Annotated in this window: 13 protein-coding genes; 8 read left to right on the forward strand and 5 right to left on the reverse strand. The window is 68.0% G+C overall.

Going from position 1 to position 16,893, the window contains the following annotated elements; translation table 11 throughout:
• The first annotated feature begins 246 nt into the window (after nt 1-246).
• A complete protein-coding gene (locus tag ACV4UZ_RS07005; protein ID WP_491599453.1) occupies nt 247-1,257 on the forward strand; it encodes an IS30 family transposase in 1,011 nt (336 codons plus the stop codon).
• Between the two features lie 95 nt (nt 1,258-1,352).
• On the opposite strand, the gene ACV4UZ_RS07010 is transcribed toward ACV4UZ_RS07005, so the two are convergent.
• The 4 genes from ACV4UZ_RS07010 to ACV4UZ_RS07025 all read right to left on the reverse strand — a co-directional run bounded on the left by ACV4UZ_RS07010 (nt 1,353) and on the right by ACV4UZ_RS07025 (nt 6,907).
• Nucleotides 1,353-1,772 (reverse strand): DUF2934 domain-containing protein, encoded by a 420-nt coding sequence (locus ACV4UZ_RS07010; protein WP_491600181.1) that lies wholly within the window; start codon nt 1,770-1,772, stop codon nt 1,353-1,355.
• Between the two features lie 334 nt (nt 1,773-2,106).
• A complete protein-coding gene (locus ACV4UZ_RS07015) occupies nt 2,107-2,325 on the reverse strand; it encodes a ribbon-helix-helix domain-containing protein (protein ID WP_491600182.1) in 219 nt (72 codons plus the stop codon).
• On the reverse strand, nt 2,322-6,287 hold the full coding sequence (locus tag ACV4UZ_RS07020; protein ID WP_491600183.1) for a Pls/PosA family non-ribosomal peptide synthetase: 3,966 nt from the start codon (nt 6,285-6,287) through the stop codon (nt 2,322-2,324). The genes ACV4UZ_RS07015 and ACV4UZ_RS07020 overlap by 4 nt, the downstream gene beginning before the upstream one ends.
• An 8-nt stretch (nt 6,288-6,295) precedes the next feature.
• A complete protein-coding gene (locus ACV4UZ_RS07025) occupies nt 6,296-6,907 on the reverse strand; it encodes a 4'-phosphopantetheinyl transferase family protein (RefSeq protein ID WP_491600184.1) in 612 nt (203 codons plus the stop codon).
• A 48-nt stretch (nt 6,908-6,955) separates the two neighbouring features.
• On the opposite strand from ACV4UZ_RS07025, the gene ACV4UZ_RS07030 reads away from it, so the two are divergent.
• From ACV4UZ_RS07030 to ACV4UZ_RS07060, 7 genes are all read left to right on the forward strand, one after another.
• Entirely contained in the window at nt 6,956-8,137 is a 1,182-nt protein-coding gene (locus tag ACV4UZ_RS07030; protein ID WP_491600185.1) for an SEL1-like repeat protein, read from the forward strand.
• Nucleotides 8,134-9,816 (forward strand): hypothetical protein, encoded by a 1,683-nt coding sequence (locus ACV4UZ_RS07035; RefSeq protein WP_491600186.1) that lies wholly within the window; start codon nt 8,134-8,136, stop codon nt 9,814-9,816. Before ACV4UZ_RS07030 ends, ACV4UZ_RS07035 begins: the two co-directional genes overlap by 4 nt.
• A 245-nt stretch (nt 9,817-10,061) precedes the next feature.
• A complete protein-coding gene (hpnA, locus tag ACV4UZ_RS07040) occupies nt 10,062-11,054 on the forward strand; it encodes a hopanoid-associated sugar epimerase (protein ID WP_491600187.1) in 993 nt (330 codons plus the stop codon).
• Nucleotides 11,051-12,214 carry a glycosyltransferase gene (locus ACV4UZ_RS07045; protein WP_491600188.1) on the forward strand — a complete coding sequence of 388 codons (1,164 nt, stop codon included), beginning with the start codon at nt 11,051-11,053 and terminating at the stop codon, nt 12,212-12,214. The genes hpnA and ACV4UZ_RS07045 overlap by 4 nt, the downstream gene beginning before the upstream one ends.
• A 5-nt stretch (nt 12,215-12,219) precedes the next feature.
• Nucleotides 12,220-13,080 (forward strand): presqualene diphosphate synthase HpnD, encoded by an 861-nt coding sequence (gene hpnD / locus ACV4UZ_RS07050; protein WP_491600189.1) that lies wholly within the window; start codon nt 12,220-12,222, stop codon nt 13,078-13,080.
• 21 nt (nt 13,081-13,101) lie between these two features.
• The gene (shc, locus tag ACV4UZ_RS07055; RefSeq protein ID WP_491600190.1) at nt 13,102-15,057 is read left to right on the forward strand and encodes a squalene--hopene cyclase; all 1,956 of its coding nucleotides are present in this window, start codon (nt 13,102-13,104) and stop codon (nt 15,055-15,057) included.
• Nucleotides 15,047-15,754, forward strand: coding sequence for a phosphorylase family protein (locus ACV4UZ_RS07060; RefSeq protein WP_491600191.1), 708 nt, complete (start codon nt 15,047-15,049; stop codon nt 15,752-15,754). Before shc ends, ACV4UZ_RS07060 begins: the two co-directional genes overlap by 11 nt.
• Here ACV4UZ_RS07060 and hpnH read toward each other — a convergent pair.
• Nucleotides 15,701-16,852 (reverse strand): adenosyl-hopene transferase HpnH, encoded by a 1,152-nt coding sequence (gene hpnH / locus ACV4UZ_RS07065; RefSeq protein ID WP_491600192.1) that lies wholly within the window; start codon nt 16,850-16,852, stop codon nt 15,701-15,703. The genes ACV4UZ_RS07060 and hpnH overlap by 54 nt on opposite strands.
• Nucleotides 16,853-16,893 lie beyond the last annotated feature (41 nt).

Here is a 16,893-nt window from a genome sequence, read left to right on the forward strand (position 1 = left end):
ACCGCCTCAGGCTGAAAGATGCTTCGCTGCGCTCAGCATGACAGCGCCTTTCATATTTGACGCTCGCCGCTCTAACAGTCTGCGGAAATACTCGTCCCAAGACGTCGTCATTCCCGCGAAAGCGGGACCGAAGGGAACGCGGAGCGGACAATCCATGCATCAGCAAACTATATCTTGTTTTGATGTCGCCAAATTGCGTCAACATGGACCCCCTAAGCTCACGATCGAAGTGCAACACCCGCTATAATGGGTGCTGCGATGGGACAACGATACAATCAGCTCAGTCTGGATGAGCGGTGCGAGATTTACCGTCTGCATGCAGACGGTAAATCTCGGCGAGCCATTGCCCGGGCCTTGGGCCGGGCGGCGTCAACAATCAGCCGAGAGCTGGAGCGCAACAGTGGCGCCCAAGTCGGCTACAAGGTGGATTGGGCGATGATCCAGGCCCGCGCCCGGCGGCGGCGCAAGCTTTACAAACTGGAGCGCTCGAGCGCGCTCAGGAAACTGACCTTGGACGGCCTTGCGATGGGATGGTCCCCGGAGCAGATCGCCGGGCGGCTCGAGCTTGAGCAAGGTAGGCCGGTGATCAGCCACGAGTCAATTTACCGCTACATCTACTGGCGCGTGAACAGCCACAAGGACTATCTGCACCGGCTGCTGCCGCGCGCCAAGTTTCAGCGTGGCTGGCGTGGCCGCAAGGGCGGCAGCTCGGTGCATTTCATTCCCCAGCGAGTGCCGGTAGCCGAGCGTCCCGCCGAGGTCGCCGACCGGCGCCAGACCGGCCACTGGGAAGCCGATCTGATGCTGTTCTCCCGCTATCGCCAAGCCGTCCTGGTGGCGCACGAACGTAGCTCGCGCCTGCTTCTGCTCCGGCATCACCTCAGCAAAGCCGCCGAGCCAATCGCCGACAGCCTGACCGCCATGCTGCGGCGATTTCCTGCCGAGCAGCGCCGCACCATCACCTTCGATAACGGCTCTGAATTCGCGGCCCATCGCCGCCTGAAGACAAGGCTTCGCATGAAAACCTATTTCTGCGATCCCCATAGCCCCTGGCAGAAGGGCGGCGTCGAGAACGCCATCGGGCGAATGCGGCGGGGACTGCCGCGAAAAACAGATCTCGCGGCAGTTTCCCAGGCCGATCTGGACGACCTGGCCATGGACTACAACCTCACCCCGCGAAAGTGCCTCGGATATCGAACTCCGCTTGAGGCTTTCCTCGGAAAAGCCATCGATCTCGGTGTTGCACTTGAAATGTGAGTCCATCCCCCCGCCTTCGCGGGGGTGACGAATAAATAGAGTGGTGGGCGAGTTTTTCCGCAGCCTGTTAAAGCAGGATGATCCAAGAGGCGGCTTCAGCCGCTGGACAGTTCCATCTCGGCCAGCAGCCAGTGCTCCAGGTCCTGGCCCTGGGGGCGGCCCCGGCTTTCCCAGATGGCGTAGGCCCGCTCGCGGATGCGGGCGATGTCGTCGCCATGGGCCAGGATGTCCGAGACCTCCCGGTTGATGTCGATCATGGTATTGATGCGGTCGTCATTGCCCTTGGCGCCCAGGCCGTCGGTGGACAGGGCATAGGCCACCTGGCGCTCGTTGGGAAATTGCCAGGCGCGCGTCATGGCGATGTGGGCCAGGGTCCGCCAGACCCGCTGGTTACGTTCCAGCGCCTTTAGAAAGCTGGCGGTGTCGCTGGCCTTGTCCAGTTCCCGGGCCGCCTCGTCGAGGGCCAGCGCCCCGGTCTCGGCCAAGGTCAGCCTTTCCGAATTCAGGCTTGCCATCGGGTCCCTCCCGATTGCCGGATTGTCCACATTCTTCAGGGATAATCCTAGGGCGAACGCCAGGGGGTTTCAATGCCGCTTAAGTGATGGACGGATGACAGTTTCCCCACTGATCCAGATCAAAGCGGCCCGGCGGCGGTCCTGCTAACCTTGACATGCATCAAGACGTGTTTTCCGAGGGGGAGGACAGTATGGTTATCGACGATACGGCCGTGATCGCCTTGACGTTCCTGGGATTCATCCTGGCGGTGACCGGCGGCCTCGCGTGGTTCGTGCTGAGCCGGCTCGGCAAGTAGCACGGCGGGACGAGTGGGACGGAACGAGCCGCCGGGCCTTACCCGGCGGCTTTTCCTTTGAGTTCGTTCAGGACGAACACCCGGATGGCCGAGGACAGGTTGGCCCCGCGCGCGCAGTCGATCTCGGCCACCATCTGGTTGATGGACACGCCGCGCTCCGCCGCCATGTCGCGCAGGCACTCCCAGAACTCCGGTTCCAGGGTCACGCTGGTGGCGTGGCCGGCGATCTTGACCGAGCGTTTCAGGGGGGCGCTCACGGCTTTGCCGCGACCGTCTGGGCCGGGGCGCCCTCCCATTGGGAGTGGGCCGGGATGCCTTCGCCCTTCATGACGATGGTCAGCTTGCCGATGCGGGCGAAGTCGCCCACCTGGGTGTCGTAGAGCACGGTGGAGCCCGAGCCCACGGTGACGCCGGTACCCAGCCGGACCCGGCCCACCTTCATCACCCGGTCCTCGTACAGGTGGGTCTGCAGCGCCGACAGCGAATTGATGGCGCAGAAATCGCCCACCTCGACGCAATCGAACTCGGTGATGTCGGTGGTGTCCATGAACACGCCCCGGCCGAAGCGGCAGCCGTACAGCCACAGGAACCAGGGCAGGAACGGCGTGCCGCGCAGGTGGTCCAGCAGCACCTTGCCGGCCAGGCCCCAGTACATCACCGCCACGGCCTCGGTCCTGAGCGCCCACCACGACCACATGGGCTTGGCGGTGGGCTGGTAGGCTCCCATCATCAGCCACTTCACCGCCACCGACGACAGGGCCAGCGACACGGAGATGGCCACCGAGGCGGCGGCGAACAGCGGCAGGACGATGGCGTAGTCCCGGGCCAGGATGCTGGGCGCCAGCAGGTCCACGGTCATGATGCCGAAGGTGATGAACAGCGCGGTGGGCAGCGAGACGGCAAAGGCCTCGAACACCGCCCGCCACACCCGGCGCCACAGGGGCGGCGCGAAGGTCCAGCCGGCGCCCACGTCGTCGAAGCGCTGGCGCACCGGCAGCTTGAAGGGGGGATTGCCGAACCAGGTGTCGCCGGGCGACATCTCGTCGTTGGCGGGCGGCCGCGACTTGATGCCGATCAGGGCGCCGGTGGGGATCACCGCGCCGGGCGGCACCACCGCATCGTTGCCGACGAAGACGCGGGCCTCGGTCTTGACCGGCTCCAGCACCATCCAGCCGCGGCGGACGCATTCGTCGCCCAGCACCACCTCGTCGGCGATGAAGCAGCCCGGCCCGATCTCGGTCAGATCGTAGCGTCCGGCCAGATTGCAGGAAATTTCGGCGTCCTTGCCGATCTTGGCCCCCATCAGGCGGTACCACAGCCGCATGTAGACGGTGGCGTAGAGCGAGGACAGGGTTTCCAGCATCAGCTCGGTGGCCAGGGCCACGATCCACTTGCGGACGTAGAGGCTGCCGTAGATGGAATAGCTGCCCGCCGTGACCACCGGCAGCACCGACCAGCGCACCACGGCGATCAGCAGCACGGTGACGGCGATCAGCGCCATGGCGGTGGGCCAGGCCAGCAGCGGCAGGATGGTGGCGTATTCGCCGCCCACCAGATAATCGCTCAGGCGCTCGAAGATGAAGAAGGCCGGAAAGATGGGCAGCAGGCTGATGGGCGGCAGCACCACCAGCATCAGGCCGTAGAGGACGGTGAGCCCCAGCTTGTGGCCGAAGGAGGCGTGGGCCGGGGCGGGCAGCGTGCTCTCGTCCACCATGCCCACCTTGCGTCCCGGCGAGCCGTCCCAGTGCTCGTAGCGTCCCACCCGGCCGAAAGGCGCGATGGAGGTCAGGTCGCCCAACTCGCCGCCGGTCTCGATCACCACGCCGTGGCTGATCATGCACGAGGTGCCGATATAGGAATCGTCGCCGATCTCGATGGTGCCGATCACCAGTTCGTCGCCCACCACCTCGGCATTGGCCAGCCGTGTCTTGCCGCCGATGGCCACGCCGTTGCCGATGCGCACCAGATCGAAGGCGCCGGCCTCCATTTCCGACAGCACGCAGTCGCTGCCCACCTTGGCTCCCAGCAGGCGCAGGTAGAGGCTCATGATCGGGGTGCCCTGGAACCACTTGATGTGGGCGACGCTGACCACCCGCTGGGCCAGCCACCAGCGGAAATAATAGACGCCCCACAGCTTGTGCCGCCCCGGCCGGGTCCGCCCCAGGACAAGCCATTTGAGCGCGATGGAGGCGGAAATGGTGCCGATGTTGATCACCGCGTAGGTGGCCATCAGGGTGCCGATCTCGCGCCAGAAGCTGGCGTCCTCGCCCGACAGCAGCATGTAGGAGATGAACACGCCCAGCCACGGCGCGGTGGTCAGCGCCAGAATGAACGGCATGGCCGCCGCCTGGGCCAGACCGCACAGGAAACGCCGCTTCAGCGAGGGGGGCGTGAAGGACAGGTCGGCGGCCCTGGCCCCGGGGGCGGGCGCCCGGGCGGCCAGCAGGGCGCCCATGGCGCGAAGCGTGCGCGCCGCGTAGATCTCGTTGAGCGTCAGGCTGGCCAGGTCCGGCGTCTCGCGCACCGCCGAGACGAACTTGGCGGCCAGCAGGGAATGCCCCCCCAGATCCAGGAAGAAATCGGCCTCGAAGGGGATGACCTGACCGGGGAACACCCGGCGCGCCGCCTCCAGCAGGGCGGCCTCGATGGGATTGGCGGGCTCCTCCTGCTCGGCGCCCCCCACCGACAGGTCCAGCGGCAGGTCCTTCAGCGCCTTGCGGTTCAGCTTGCCCGAGGTCAGGCGGGGCAGTTCCTCCACCACCAGATAGTGGGACGGCACCATGTAGGCGGGCAGCTGGGCGCGCAGGCCTTCCCGCAGCGCGCCGGACTCGATGGCGGCCCCGGCCTCGGGCAGGATGGTGGCCACCAGCCGCTCGATGCCGTCGTCGGTGCGCAAGGAGACCGCCGCCTGATTGACGCCGGGCAGCGCGGCGAGCCGGGCCTCGATCTCGCCCAGCTCGACGCGGAAGCCCCTGATCTTGACCTGGTCGTCGATGCGGCCGTGGAAGACGATGTCGCCGGTCTCGTCGATGGCCGCCGCGTCGCCCGAGCGGTAGAGCACCGGGGCGGAACCGTCGGTATCCCAGGGGTTGGGAATGAATTTCTCGGCGGTGAGTTCGGGGCGGCCGAGATAGCCCGCCGCCACGCCCGGCCCGCCGATCAGCAGCTCGCCGGTGGCGCCGGGCGGCACCGGCCGGGTGAAGTCGTCCACCACGTGGCAGACGTAATTGGGAATGGGCCGCCCGATGGTCACCGGCTTGCCCGCCTCCACCTCGGCCACGGTGGCCACCACGGTGGTCTCGGTGGGGCCGTAGGAATTGAAGATGCGCCGCCCCGGGCGGCACCAGCGCTCGGCCAGGGCGGGGGGGCAGGCCTCGCCGCCCAGGATGATCACCCTGAGGCCGGGAATGTCACCGGGAAGCAGGCTCAACAGGGTGGGCACGGTGTCCAGCACGGTGATTCCGGCCTCGGCCAGCACCTGGGGCAGGCGGTCGGCCTCGGCCAGGGTGCGCCGTCCGGCGATCCACAGCCTGGCCCCCACCAGATAGGGGACGAAGATCTCCTCCAGCGACAGGTCGAAGGCCACCGAGGCGCCCTGGAACACCACGTCGTCGGAGCGCAGGCCGTAGATGGAATTGGCGGCGCGCAGGTAGTGGCAGATATTGGCGTGGCTGATGACGATGGCCTTGGGCTTGCCGGTGGAGCCCGAGGTGTAGATGGCGTAGGCCGGGTCGGACGGATTGGCGCCCTGGGCGCGCGGATCGGGCGAGGGGCCGTCCGGCGCGCTCTGCTCCAGGGTGGGCAGGATCAGGGTGTGGGCCGGCATGGAACCGGTGATGGCCCCCATGGTGAAGGCGTCGACGATCAGCGCCTTGGCGGCGCAATCGGCCAGGCACTCGGCCACCCGCTCGGCCGGCGCCTCGGTGTCGAAGGGGATGTAGGCGGCCCCCGAGGCCAGGATGCCCAGCAGCGCCACGTGCAGGTCCAGCGAGCGGCTCATCCACAGGCCGACGAAATCGCCGCGCCCGATCCCCCTGGCCGCCAGGGCGCGGGCCACCGCCTGGGCGCGGGCCGACAGTTCCGCATAGCTCAGGGTCTCGTCGCCGAAGGTGGCGGCGGGCGCATGGGGAAACGCCCCGACGCTGGCGGAGAAGATTTCCCACAGGGTTTCGTCGTGGATCAGCGAGGGGTCGCGGAGGCCGAAGAGGGCGGAAGGCAAGGGCTGTGTCACATCGTTCCCGGTGCTGGCGAGGGTTCGGCGCGGGCGGCAACGGCCAGAACCTCGTCGATGGGGAGGGTATACCAAGTCACGGCATAACATTCACCCCCTACATGCATATGGGTGGGGCGCCAGGGGGGCGGGGCGGCGAGGTCGTCCGGATGTTCCAGGCCGGGCTCGGCCAGGCCATGGACGATGCCGGTGCCGCGCGCCTTCAGAACCGCCTCCTTGGCGGTCCACAGCCGGGCGAAGGCCAGGGGGCGGTCCATGGGGGGCAGGGCAAGCAGGCGCGCCCGCTCGGCGGGGGCGAAGGTCCGGGAGGCGCCCTCCCACACCGGGCGGCAGCGCTCCACCGTCTCGATGTCGGCCCCCACCGGCCCGGCGCGCGAGCCGGCGATCAGCAGCAGCCCGTCCACCGAAGAGCAATTGAACCAGTAGCCCGGGTCGGCCCCGGCCAGGAACGGCTTGCCGGAGGGCTCGCGGCGGATGGCGATCTCCGCCTCGGGCCGCCCCAATTCGGCGGCCAGATGGGCGAGCAGGACGCGCCGCCGCGCCCCGGCACTGGCGGCGATACCGGCATAAAGCCGGGTCTGTTCGTCTAATCGCATCGACTCCGTCATGGGCTTACGGCATTCTAAGAGGCTATTCACTCGGGATGGATGGCCAGAATGGCGCGCGAACCTGAGATCGTCACCCGTTATCGCCGGCTGGCGCTGGAGAATGATCCGGTCGCCCAGTTCAAGCTCGGCGATCTTTACCGCCTGGGCTATCAGGTCAAGCGCGATCTGGACGAGGCGGTGGTGTGGCTGGTGCGCTCGGCCCGCCAGGGCAACGCCGAGGCCATGGCCCTGTTGAAGAAGATGGCCGCCGAGGGTGTGGACGTGCGCCGCCGGGTCGATGACCTGCCGGGCAAGGTGCCCCATGTGGAGCGCCCCGATTACGGGACGCCGGCGGCCGAGGAGACCCGGCCGTCCCAGCCCGAGCCGCAGCCCGAGCCCGAGCCCGAGCCGGAGCCCCCCGTCCAGGCCGGCCCCAAGGTCATTCCCCTGCCCGAGATCGAGGTGGAGACCGACCCGCTGCGGATCGGCGAGACCATGGTCGATCCGGCCGCCTTGAGGGGCGCCGCCGACAGGGGCGACGCCGCGGCCATGGTGGCGCTGGGCAACGCCTACCGCGAGGGTAACGGCGTGCCCCCCGACCTGGGCGAGGCGGTGCGGCTTTACACCCTGGCGGCCAAGGCGGGCGACGCGCGGGGCCAGTTCTCCCTGGGGGTGATGTACGACCAGGGGCTGGGGGTGGCGCAAAGCAACGCCCACGCGCTGAAATGGTACCGCGAGGCGGCCAAGCAGGGCGACGCCCAGGCCCAGTTCAATCTGGGCAACATGATCCAGCAGGGGCGCGGCGTCGAATCCAGCGCCGAGGTGGCGGTCAAATGGTTCCGGCAGGCGGCCGATCAGGGCGACGCCGGGGCCATCTTCGCCCTGGGGGCGCTCTACGAGTCCGGCAAGGGGGTCGAGCGCGACGAGACCCAGGCGGTGGAACTCTACCGCCAGGCCGCCGACCAAGGGCTGGCCAGCGCCCTGCACAACCTGGCCAACATGCTGCGCCAGGGACGCGGCACCGACCCCGACCCCACCGAGGCGGCGGTGATGTGCCGCCGCGCCGCCGAGCAGGGCTTGCCCGAGGCCCAGTACAATTACGCGGTGATGCTGGCCCTGGGCATCGGTGTCGAGAAGGATGACGAGGCCGCCATCCGCTGGTTCCGCCGGGCCGCCCAGTCGGGCGATCCGCGCGGCGAGGTGCAGGCGGCGGCGCTGGAAAGGCGCCGCGCGGCGGAGGCCCCGTCATGAGCGGCCCGAAGATCTCGTACGAGGTCCAGGTCCTGACCGACAAGAACTGGGTCATCGCCGAGATGGCGCCCGACGAGGCCAAGGCCAAGGCCTTCGCCGAGAACCTGTTGCAGGCGGGCAACCATGCCGCCGTGCGGGTGGTCAAGGATCACGAGCGCATCGACGGCACCCATTCCGAAACCATCCTGATGGAGAAGAAGTCGGCGGAGAAGGCCGCCGGCGATCCTCAGCTCACCACCATCACCGAGGCGCCGCTCTGCTCGGAGCTGGAGGATTTCTACGCCCAGCCGGCCCGCACCACCATGGGCAAGCTGCTGCGCAAGTATCTCGACGAGGCGCTGGTGACGCCGTTCGAGCTGCTGCACGACGCCAAGGAGATGAAGCGGTTCGGCGACAAGGGCAACCTGCTGTTCTCGGCCATCGACCGGGTCGCGTCGCTTCAGGCCAAGGCGTCGGGCGAGGAGTCCAAGGCCCGCAAGGATGTCCTCGACAAGACGTGGGAGGAGATGGGCAAGCGGGCGCGGGATTTCGCCGCCAGGAAGCCCAAGCCGCCCGCCACCTTCGCCGAGGCCCAGGATTCGGCCAAGGGCGACCCGTTCACCTTGCGCTCCTACATGACCCTGGCGCTCTTGGAAAAGCGCTCGTGGTTCGGCAAGCTGGACCTGCTGATCACCTGGGCGGCCGAGCCCGAGGCCAAGGGCAACATGGTGGAGATCGACGCGGTGATCGCCGATCTCACCGTGCCGGCCCAGGTCATCCAGGACCTGCTGGGATTCCAGTCCAACCTGTCGGCGGCGCTGTGCACCATCGTGGCCCTGACCGAAGGCGGGGCGGAAGCGGCCAAGTTCGCCCCCCAGACTTTCACCGATCTGAACAAGCTGTTCGCCGAAGGGGCGTTGCCGCAAAGCCGCGACGTGCTGATGGGCCGCGTGATCCGCGAGGCGGGGGGCACCAATCCCCTGTCGCGCAACGATTCCTCCCAGGAATACGAGATGTTCCACAAGCTGCTCACCCGGCTGGTGGACAAGGACCGGGTGGTGGGCGGCGCCCCCATGGCCGAGGCGCTGCTCCAGCGCGGGGCGCGGGTGCTCAATTCCGGCGGGGCCAGCGTCTCGGCGCCCCAGGCGCTGCAATTGCTGCTCGGCGCGCTTCCCGACGGCTGCGTGCGGCTGCAGTTCCTCCTTACCCTGGCCGGCTCCAATCTGGGGCGCAGCATGGGGGAGATCCTGACCGAGATGCTCGACGCCCATGTGCGCCGCTCCAACCACATCGACGCCTGGGTGCCGGTGCGCCTGGCGCCCCCGGCCCGCATGGCGGCGCTCACCAACGCCAACAAGCTGCTGCGCACCTGCCCCAATCTGGTGGACGAATTCAGGAAGGAACTGGCCGACCGCGTCGACGACGTGATGGTCCGCTACCTCACCGCCGAGGAGATCATCGAGAAGGTGGACAAGCCCGACGACCCGCTGGCCATGCGGGCCATCCGGCTGGTCAAGTTCTGCGGCTCGGGCGTGCTGATCGAGGGCAAGTCCCTCAACATGGCCAAGGCCCGCGTGATCGAGCATCTGCGCCAGAAGCAGTTCGAGGAGAAGTTCGTCGCCTCCATGCCCGACCCCAGCCAGGGGGAAAAGCACCTGCGCGACTTCCACCGCCTGCTGGTGGAGTGCGGATTCGGCTGAGGGCTTGGGTCCTGCACCCTCCCCCCCCTTGTCATCCCGACGCCCTGGGCGGAGGGATCTCCGCTTGGCATGCTGTTTCCTGCTCTGAAAAATCGGTCCAGGATGAGATCCCTCGCCCAAGGCTCGGGATGACAGGGAGAGTCTCGGCGGTACCCCAAAGAATCACTGGCGGTGCGCCGCACAATCGTTGTAACTACCAGCCATCGGCCGCGCGATCCCGCCCGGCCGCGATGAGGCGTGGGGAAATGGCTGGACCTGTTCTCGTCACCGGAGCGACCGGATTCGTCGGCGCCGCTATCGTCCGCGCCCTGCTGGCCCGTGGCGAATCCGTGCGCGTGCTGGCGCGCCCCACCTCGGACCGGCGCAACGTCGCCAACCTGCATGTGGAGGTGGTCGAGGGCCGGCTGGAGGACGCGGCCTCGCTGCGCAAGGCCATGGAAGGCTGCCGGGTGCTGATCCACACCGCCGCCGATTACCGCATCTGGGTGCCCGATCCCAAGGCCATGATGCGGGCCAACGTGGAAGGCACCCGCGCCCTGATGCAGGCCGCCCTGGCCGAGAAGGTGGAGCGCGTGGTCTACACCTCGTCGGTGGCGACGCTCGGTCACATCGACGGCGGCGTGGCCGACGAGGACACTCCCAGCGACATTTCCGACAAGGTCGGCCCCTACAAGCAGTCCAAGTTCCTGGCCGAGGAGGTGGTGCGCCGCATGGTGGCCGAACAGGGTCTGCCGGCGGTGATCTGCAATCCCTCCACCCCCGTGGGGCCGGGCGACGTCAAGCCCACCCCCACCGGCCGCATGATCGTCGAGGCGGCCTCGGGGCGCATGCCGGCCTATGTGGATACCGGCCTCAACATCGTCCATGTGGACGACGTGGCCGAGGGCCATCTGCTGGCGCTGGACAAGGGACGGGTGGGGGAGCGCTACATCCTGGGCGGCGACAACCTGACGCTGGCCGACATCCTGAGGAAGATCGCCGAGATCACCGGTGGCAAGCCGCCGCTGATGAAGCTGCCGCGCTGGCCGCTCTATCCGCTGGCCCTGGGCGCCGAGACCTGGGCCCGCGTCTTCGGCGGCGAGCCCTTCGTCACCATCGACGGGCTGAAAATGTCCAGGTGGCACATGTTCTTCTCCTCGGCCAAGGCCGAGCGGGAGTTGGGGTACCGCCACCGTCCCGCCGACGAGGCGCTGGACGCGGCGGTGGAGTGGTTCAAGAGCATCGGGGAGGTCTCATGAGTCTGGCATCGCTTGCCGGCGTGGTCGGGGCGGGAGCCTGGGCCTGGCTGTTGACCATGCGCGGGTCGTTCTGGCGGATCGAGGATGCGCCCCAGGCCGTGGTGCCCGAGGTCTGGCCCCAGGTGGTGGCGGTGATTCCCGCCCGCGACGAGGCCGACGTCATCGGCGCCACCATCGAATCCCTGTTGTCCCAGAATTATCCCGGCGATTTCTCGGTGGTGCTGGTGGACGACCATTCCTCGGACGGTACCGCCGAAGCGGCGCGCAAGGCCGCCGAGGAGATGGGCCTCGCCGCCCGGGTCACCGTGGTCGAGGCCCCGGAGCTTCCGCGTGGCTGGACCGGCAAGATGTGGGCCCAGAATCACGGCGTCCAGGTGGCGCGGTCCAAGTTCCCCGAGGCCGACCTGCTGCTGCTGTCCGACGCCGATATCCGCCATGGGGCGGGCGAGCTGCGCCGCACCGTGTCGCGCATGCTGGCCGAGGGCCTGGACATGGCCTCGCTGATGGTGCGGCTGTCCACGGTCAGCGTCTGGGAAAAGGCCATCGTGCCGGCCTTCGTGTTCTTCTTCCGCATGCTCTATCCCTTCGCCTGGGTGAAGGATTCGCGCTCCACCACGGCCGCCGCCGCCGGCGGCTACGTGCTGATCCGCCCGGCCATGCTGGAAAAGATCGGCGGCATCAAGGCCATCAAGGACGCGCTGATCGACGACTGCACCCTGGCGGCGGCGGTGAAGGCCCATCACGGGCGCCTCACCCTCGATCTGGCCGAGGAAACCATCTCGACGCGCCGCTACGAGGGGCCGGAGGGGCTGTGGCGGATGATCTCTCGCTCGGCCTATACCCAGCTGCGCCACTCGCCCGCCTTGCTGGTGGGAACCGTGGTCGCCATGCTGCTGGTCTTCGTGGCGCCGCCCCTGCTGGCAATGAGGAACGGCGGCGGCGCGTCCACCGGCGCGCTGGCCTGGGCGGCCATGACCATCGCCTATTACCCCATGGTGCGCTATTACCGGCTGTTCCCCGCCTGGGCGCTGGCCCTGCCGCTGGTGTCGCTGTTCTATCTGGGCGCCACGCTCCATTCCGCCTGGATGTACTGGCGCGGCCGGGGCGGCGAGTGGAAGGGCAGGGTGCAGGACACCCACGGCCAGGGGGCGCGCCCTTGAACGCCATGAGCCCGACCGTCTTCACCATCGATCCCGCCCAGTACGAGCTGGTGGCCGGGATGGTGCGCGCCTCGGGGACGTCGTTCTACTGGGGCATGCGCCTTTTGGACCGGCCCCGGCGCTACGCCATGTACGCCATCTACGCTTTCTGCCGGGTGGTGGACGACATCGCCGACGAGCCGGGTGAGCCCGAGGTCAAGCGGGCAGGGCTGGCCGAGTGGCGGGTGGAGCTGGACCGGCTTTACGCCGGCGCCCCCACCCACCCCATCGCCAAGGCGCTGCATGGGCCGGTGCTGCAGTACAACCTGCCCAAGGAAGACTTCCTGGCGGTGATCGCCGGCTGCGAGAGCGATGCCCAGCCCCAGGTGACGGGCCTTTCCATGGCTGATCTGGAGCTTTACTGCGACCGGGTGGCCTGCGCCGTCGGCCGCCTTTCGGTGCGGGTGTTCGGGCCCCTGCGGCCCCGGTCCATCGAGACCGCCAACGCCACCGGCATGGCGCTGCAGCTGACCAACATCCTGCGCGACGTGGCGGTTGACGCCAGGATCGGGCGGCTTTACCTGCCCGTGGAGCTGCTGACCAGGCACGGCATCGCCAGCCGCGATCCCATGGAGGTTCTGGCCCATCCTAATCTGGTGGGGGTCTGCCGCGACCTGGGCGAGACGGCGCGGGGCTATTTCGTCGCCTCAGACGCCGCCCAGGCCGAGTGCTCGCGCGCTCACATGCGCCCGGCCACCCTGATGAAGGAGATGTACCGCGAGATCTTCAAGCGGGTCGAGGCCGAGGGCTTCGTGCCGCGTGATCCGCCGGTCAAAGTCTCGAAAGCCTTCAAGCTGTGGTGTATTCTCCGCCACGGTTTGCTCTGAGCCATTATTTGAGGTCGAACAGTGTCTCCCAGCGAAATCAATCCCCGTGACTTCACCGCCGCCGCGTTCCGCGATCCCCTGGAGCGGGCGGTCAACGAATCCGCCGAGGCCCTGCTGAAGCAGCAGCGCGAAGACGGCCACTGGGTGTTCAAGCTCGAAGCCGACGCCACCATTCCGGCCGAATACGTGCTGTACCTGCACTATCTGGACGAGCGCGATCCGGAACTGGAGAAGCGCATCGGCGTCTACCTGCGCGAGATCCAGGAGGATCACGGCGGCTGGCCGCTGTTCCATCGCGGCGACCTCAACATCAGCGCCTCGGTGAAGGCCTATTTCGCCCTGAAGGCCATCGGCGACGACATCGACGCGCCGCACATGAAGAAGGCCCGCGAAGCCATCCTGGCCCATGGCGGCGCGGCGACGGCCAACGTCTTCACCCGCACCCTGCTGGCGCTGTTCGGGCAGATCCCCTGGAAGGGCGTGCCGATCATGCCGGTGGAGATCATGCTGCTGCCGCGCTGGTTCCCCTTCCACATGGACAAGGTCAGCTACTGGTCGCGCACGGTGATCGCGCCGCTCACCGTCCTGATGACCAAGCGGCCCCGGGCCCGCAATCCGCTGGGCATCCATATCCAGGAACTGTTCGTCACCCCGCCCGAGCAGGTCAGGAACTGGTACCTGGAGCCGGTGCGCTCCAACTGGGCCTACCTGTTCCGCGGCATCGACATGATCCTGCAGAAGGTCTACCGCTTCTTCCCCAAGTCGGTGCAGGACAAGGCCATCGAGAAGGCGGTGGCCTTCGTGGACGAGCGCCTCAACGGCGAGGACGGCTTGGGCGCCATCTTCCCGGCCATGGTCAACGCCGTGTGGATGTACGACGTGCTGGGGGTTCCCAAGGACGATCCCCGCGTGGTCATCGCCAAGCAATCCATCCGCAATCTGGTGGTGGAGGAAGGCGAGCGCGCCTGGGTGCAGCCCTGCCTGTCGCCCATCTGGGACACGGCTCTCGCCACCCACGCCATGCTGGAGGTGGGCACCCCCGAGGCCGACGCGGCGGTGCGCAAGGCCGCCGACTGGATGGTGGCGCGCCAGATCACCGACGTGGTGGGCGACTGGGCGGTGCGCCGTCCCGGCCTCGCCCCCGGCGGTTGGGCCTTCCAGTACAACAACCCCCACTACCCGGATGTGGACGACACCGCCGTGGTTATGGCCGCCTTGGACCGCATCGACCCGGTGAAGTACGCCGAGCCCATCGAGAAGGGCAAGGTGTGGATTCAGGGCATGCAGTCGGAAGGCGGCGGCTGGGGCGCCTTCGACGCCGAGAACACCAGCTACTACCTCAACCACATTCCCTTCGCCGACCATGGCGCGCTGCTGGACCCGCCCACCGCCGACGTCTCGGCCCGCTGCGTCTCGGTGCTGTCGGTGCTGGGCGAGCGGGGCAAGGACAAGGTGGCGCACGAAGGCGTCGATTACCTGCTGCGCGAGCAGGAGGCCGACGGCTCGTGGTTCGGCCGATGGGGCACCAATTACGTCTACGGCACCTGGTCGAGTCTGTGCGCGCTCAACGCCGCCGGACTGCCCCATGACCATCCCGCCTTCCGCAAAGCGGTGAAGTGGCTGGAATCCAAGCAGCGGGAAGATGGCGGCTGGGGCGAATGCGGCCGGTCCTACTGGGACGACCAGCCGCGCGGCATGGGCGGCCCCTCCACGCCGTCGCAGACCGCCTGGGCGGTCCTCGGCCTGATGGCGGCGGGCGAGACCAAGTCGGCCGCCGTGGCGCGCGGCATCGACTACCTGATCCGCACCCGCAACGAAGAAGGCCTGTGGGACGAGGAGCATTACACGGCGGTGGGTTTCCCCCGGGTGTTCTATCTCCGCTACCACGGCTACCGCCAGTTCTTCCCCATCTGGGCCCTGGCGCGGTATCGCAACCTCACCACCGGCAATGCCGGACCCGTGATGCATGCCCTCTGACCACGCCTTTCCCGAAACCTGCTGGGGGCCGGGATTGGGCAAGGGCGCCCGCGTCGGCGTCATCGTCGGCATGACCAGCGAGGGCGCCCTGCTTCCCGCCGGCACCCATTGGGCGGCGGCGGGCGGCGTCACCCGGCGGGTGACCGAACTGGCGGAAAAGCTGGTGGCCGAAGGGGCCGAGGGGCTGCTGTCCTTCGGCATCGCCGGCGGCCTCGACCCGGCCCTGGCGCCGGGGGACGTGGTGGTGGGCTCTGCCGTGCAGTGGGAGGGCGAGACCTTCGAGGCGGACGGCGTGTGGAAATGTCGCCTGCTGTCGGGCATTCCCTTTTCGCGCGCCGGCGTGGTGGCGGCGGTGCCGCGCATCGCCGCGACGCCCGAGGCCAAGCGTGCTCTCTACGAAGGCGGCGCGTCCGTGGTCGATATGGAAAGCGGGGCCATGGCCCGGGTGGCGGCCAGGGCCGGCAAGCCCTTCGCCGTGCTGCGCGCCGTGGCCGATCCGGCCCGGCGGGGCCTGCCCCGATCGGTGTTCGTGGGGCTTGCCCCCGACGGTTCCCCCCGGCCTTGGGCGGTCATGGGGGCGCTGCTGCGCCGCCCGTGGGAACTGCCGGGGCTGATCCGCGTCGGCCTCGACAGCCGCGCCGCCCTAACTGCCCTGGGAGACGCGGTGAAGGTTGTTGGTCATTCCCTCGGCGTGTAGGCGCTCGAGGTTCTGGGCCAGCAGGGCGTCGTAGTTGTTGACCGCCGGCCGCTGTTTGTCCAGCGGCAGATCGGGGGCGAAGGGGCCTTCGGTACGCGGGCCGCGCAAGGCCACCACCGCCGCCTTGATGGGATTGGTGATGCAATCGGCCACGGCGGTGGGCTCATAGCCCGAATGCACCATGCAATCAGCGCACTTCTCGTACTTGCCGGTGCCGTAGGAGTCCCAGTCGGTCTCCTCCATCAGTTCCTTGTAGGTCTTGGCGTAGCCCTCGCCCAGCAGGTAGCAGGGGCGCTGCCAGCCGAACACGTTGCGGGTCGGGTTGCCCCACGGCGTGCACTGGTAGGTCTGGTTGCCGGCCAGGAAGTCCAGGAACAGGGACGACTGGGTGAATTCCCACTTCTTGCCCTTGCCCAGGCGGAACAGCTTGCGGAACAGTTCCTTGGTGGCGCGGCGGTTGAGGAAGTGCTCGGTATCGGGGGCGCGCTCGTAGGCGTAGCCGGGCGAGATGGTGATGCCGCCGATTCCGATGGTCTTGGTGAAGTCGAAGAACTCCGCCATGCGCTCGGCATCGGCGTTGTTGAACAGGGTGCAATTGATGTTGACCTGGAAGCCGGCCGCCTTGGCCGCCTTGATGGCCGACACCGCCTGGTCGAAGGTGCCTTCGCGCGACACGGCGCGGTCGTGGTCCTCGCGGTCGCCGTCCAGGTGGACGGTCCAGGTGAAGTTCTTGTGCGGCTTGAAGGAATCGAGCTTCTTTTCCAGCAGCAGGGCGTTGGTGCAGACGAAGACGATCTTGCCGCGCGCCAGGGCGCCCTCGACGATCTGGTCGATCTCGCGGTGGAGCAGCGGCTCGCCGCCGGCCAGCACCACCACGGGGGCCGGGCATTCGTCGATGGAGGCCAGCGCGTCGGCCACCGAGATGCGGGAATTCAGGATGGCGTCGGGATAGTCGATCTTGCCGCATCCCGCGCAGGTCAGGTTGCAGCGGAACAGGGGCTCCATCATCAGGACCAGCGGGTAACGCTTGTTGCCCACCAGGTGCTGCTTGACGATGTAGGAACCGATCTTGATGGATTGATGAAGGGGAACGGCCACGGGTTGGACCCTGATTTCTGCCTCGACGCGCCCCCCGCCCA

This window comes from Paramagnetospirillum sp., from assembly GCF_058402745.1.

Coding starts and splice junctions, on each gene's coding strand:
- ACV4UZ_RS07045 (WP_491600188.1), top strand. CDS start 11,051: ATGAGTCTGGCATCGCTTGCCGGCGTGGTCGGGGCGGGAGCCTGGGCC.
- ACV4UZ_RS07025 (WP_491600184.1), bottom strand. CDS start 6,907: ATGACGGAGTCGATGCGATTAGACGAACAGACCCGGCTTTATGCCGGT.
- ACV4UZ_RS07035 (WP_491600186.1), top strand. CDS start 8,134: ATGAGCGGCCCGAAGATCTCGTACGAGGTCCAGGTCCTGACCGACAAG.
- ACV4UZ_RS07060 (WP_491600191.1), top strand. CDS start 15,047: ATGCCCTCTGACCACGCCTTTCCCGAAACCTGCTGGGGGCCGGGATTG.
- hpnD (WP_491600189.1), top strand. CDS start 12,220: ATGAGCCCGACCGTCTTCACCATCGATCCCGCCCAGTACGAGCTGGTG.
- hpnA (WP_491600187.1), top strand. CDS start 10,062: ATGGCTGGACCTGTTCTCGTCACCGGAGCGACCGGATTCGTCGGCGCC.
- ACV4UZ_RS07030 (WP_491600185.1), top strand. CDS start 6,956: ATGGCGCGCGAACCTGAGATCGTCACCCGTTATCGCCGGCTGGCGCTG.
- ACV4UZ_RS07005 (WP_491599453.1), top strand. CDS start 247: ATGGGTGCTGCGATGGGACAACGATACAATCAGCTCAGTCTGGATGAG.
- ACV4UZ_RS07010 (WP_491600181.1), bottom strand. CDS start 1,772: ATGGCAAGCCTGAATTCGGAAAGGCTGACCTTGGCCGAGACCGGGGCG.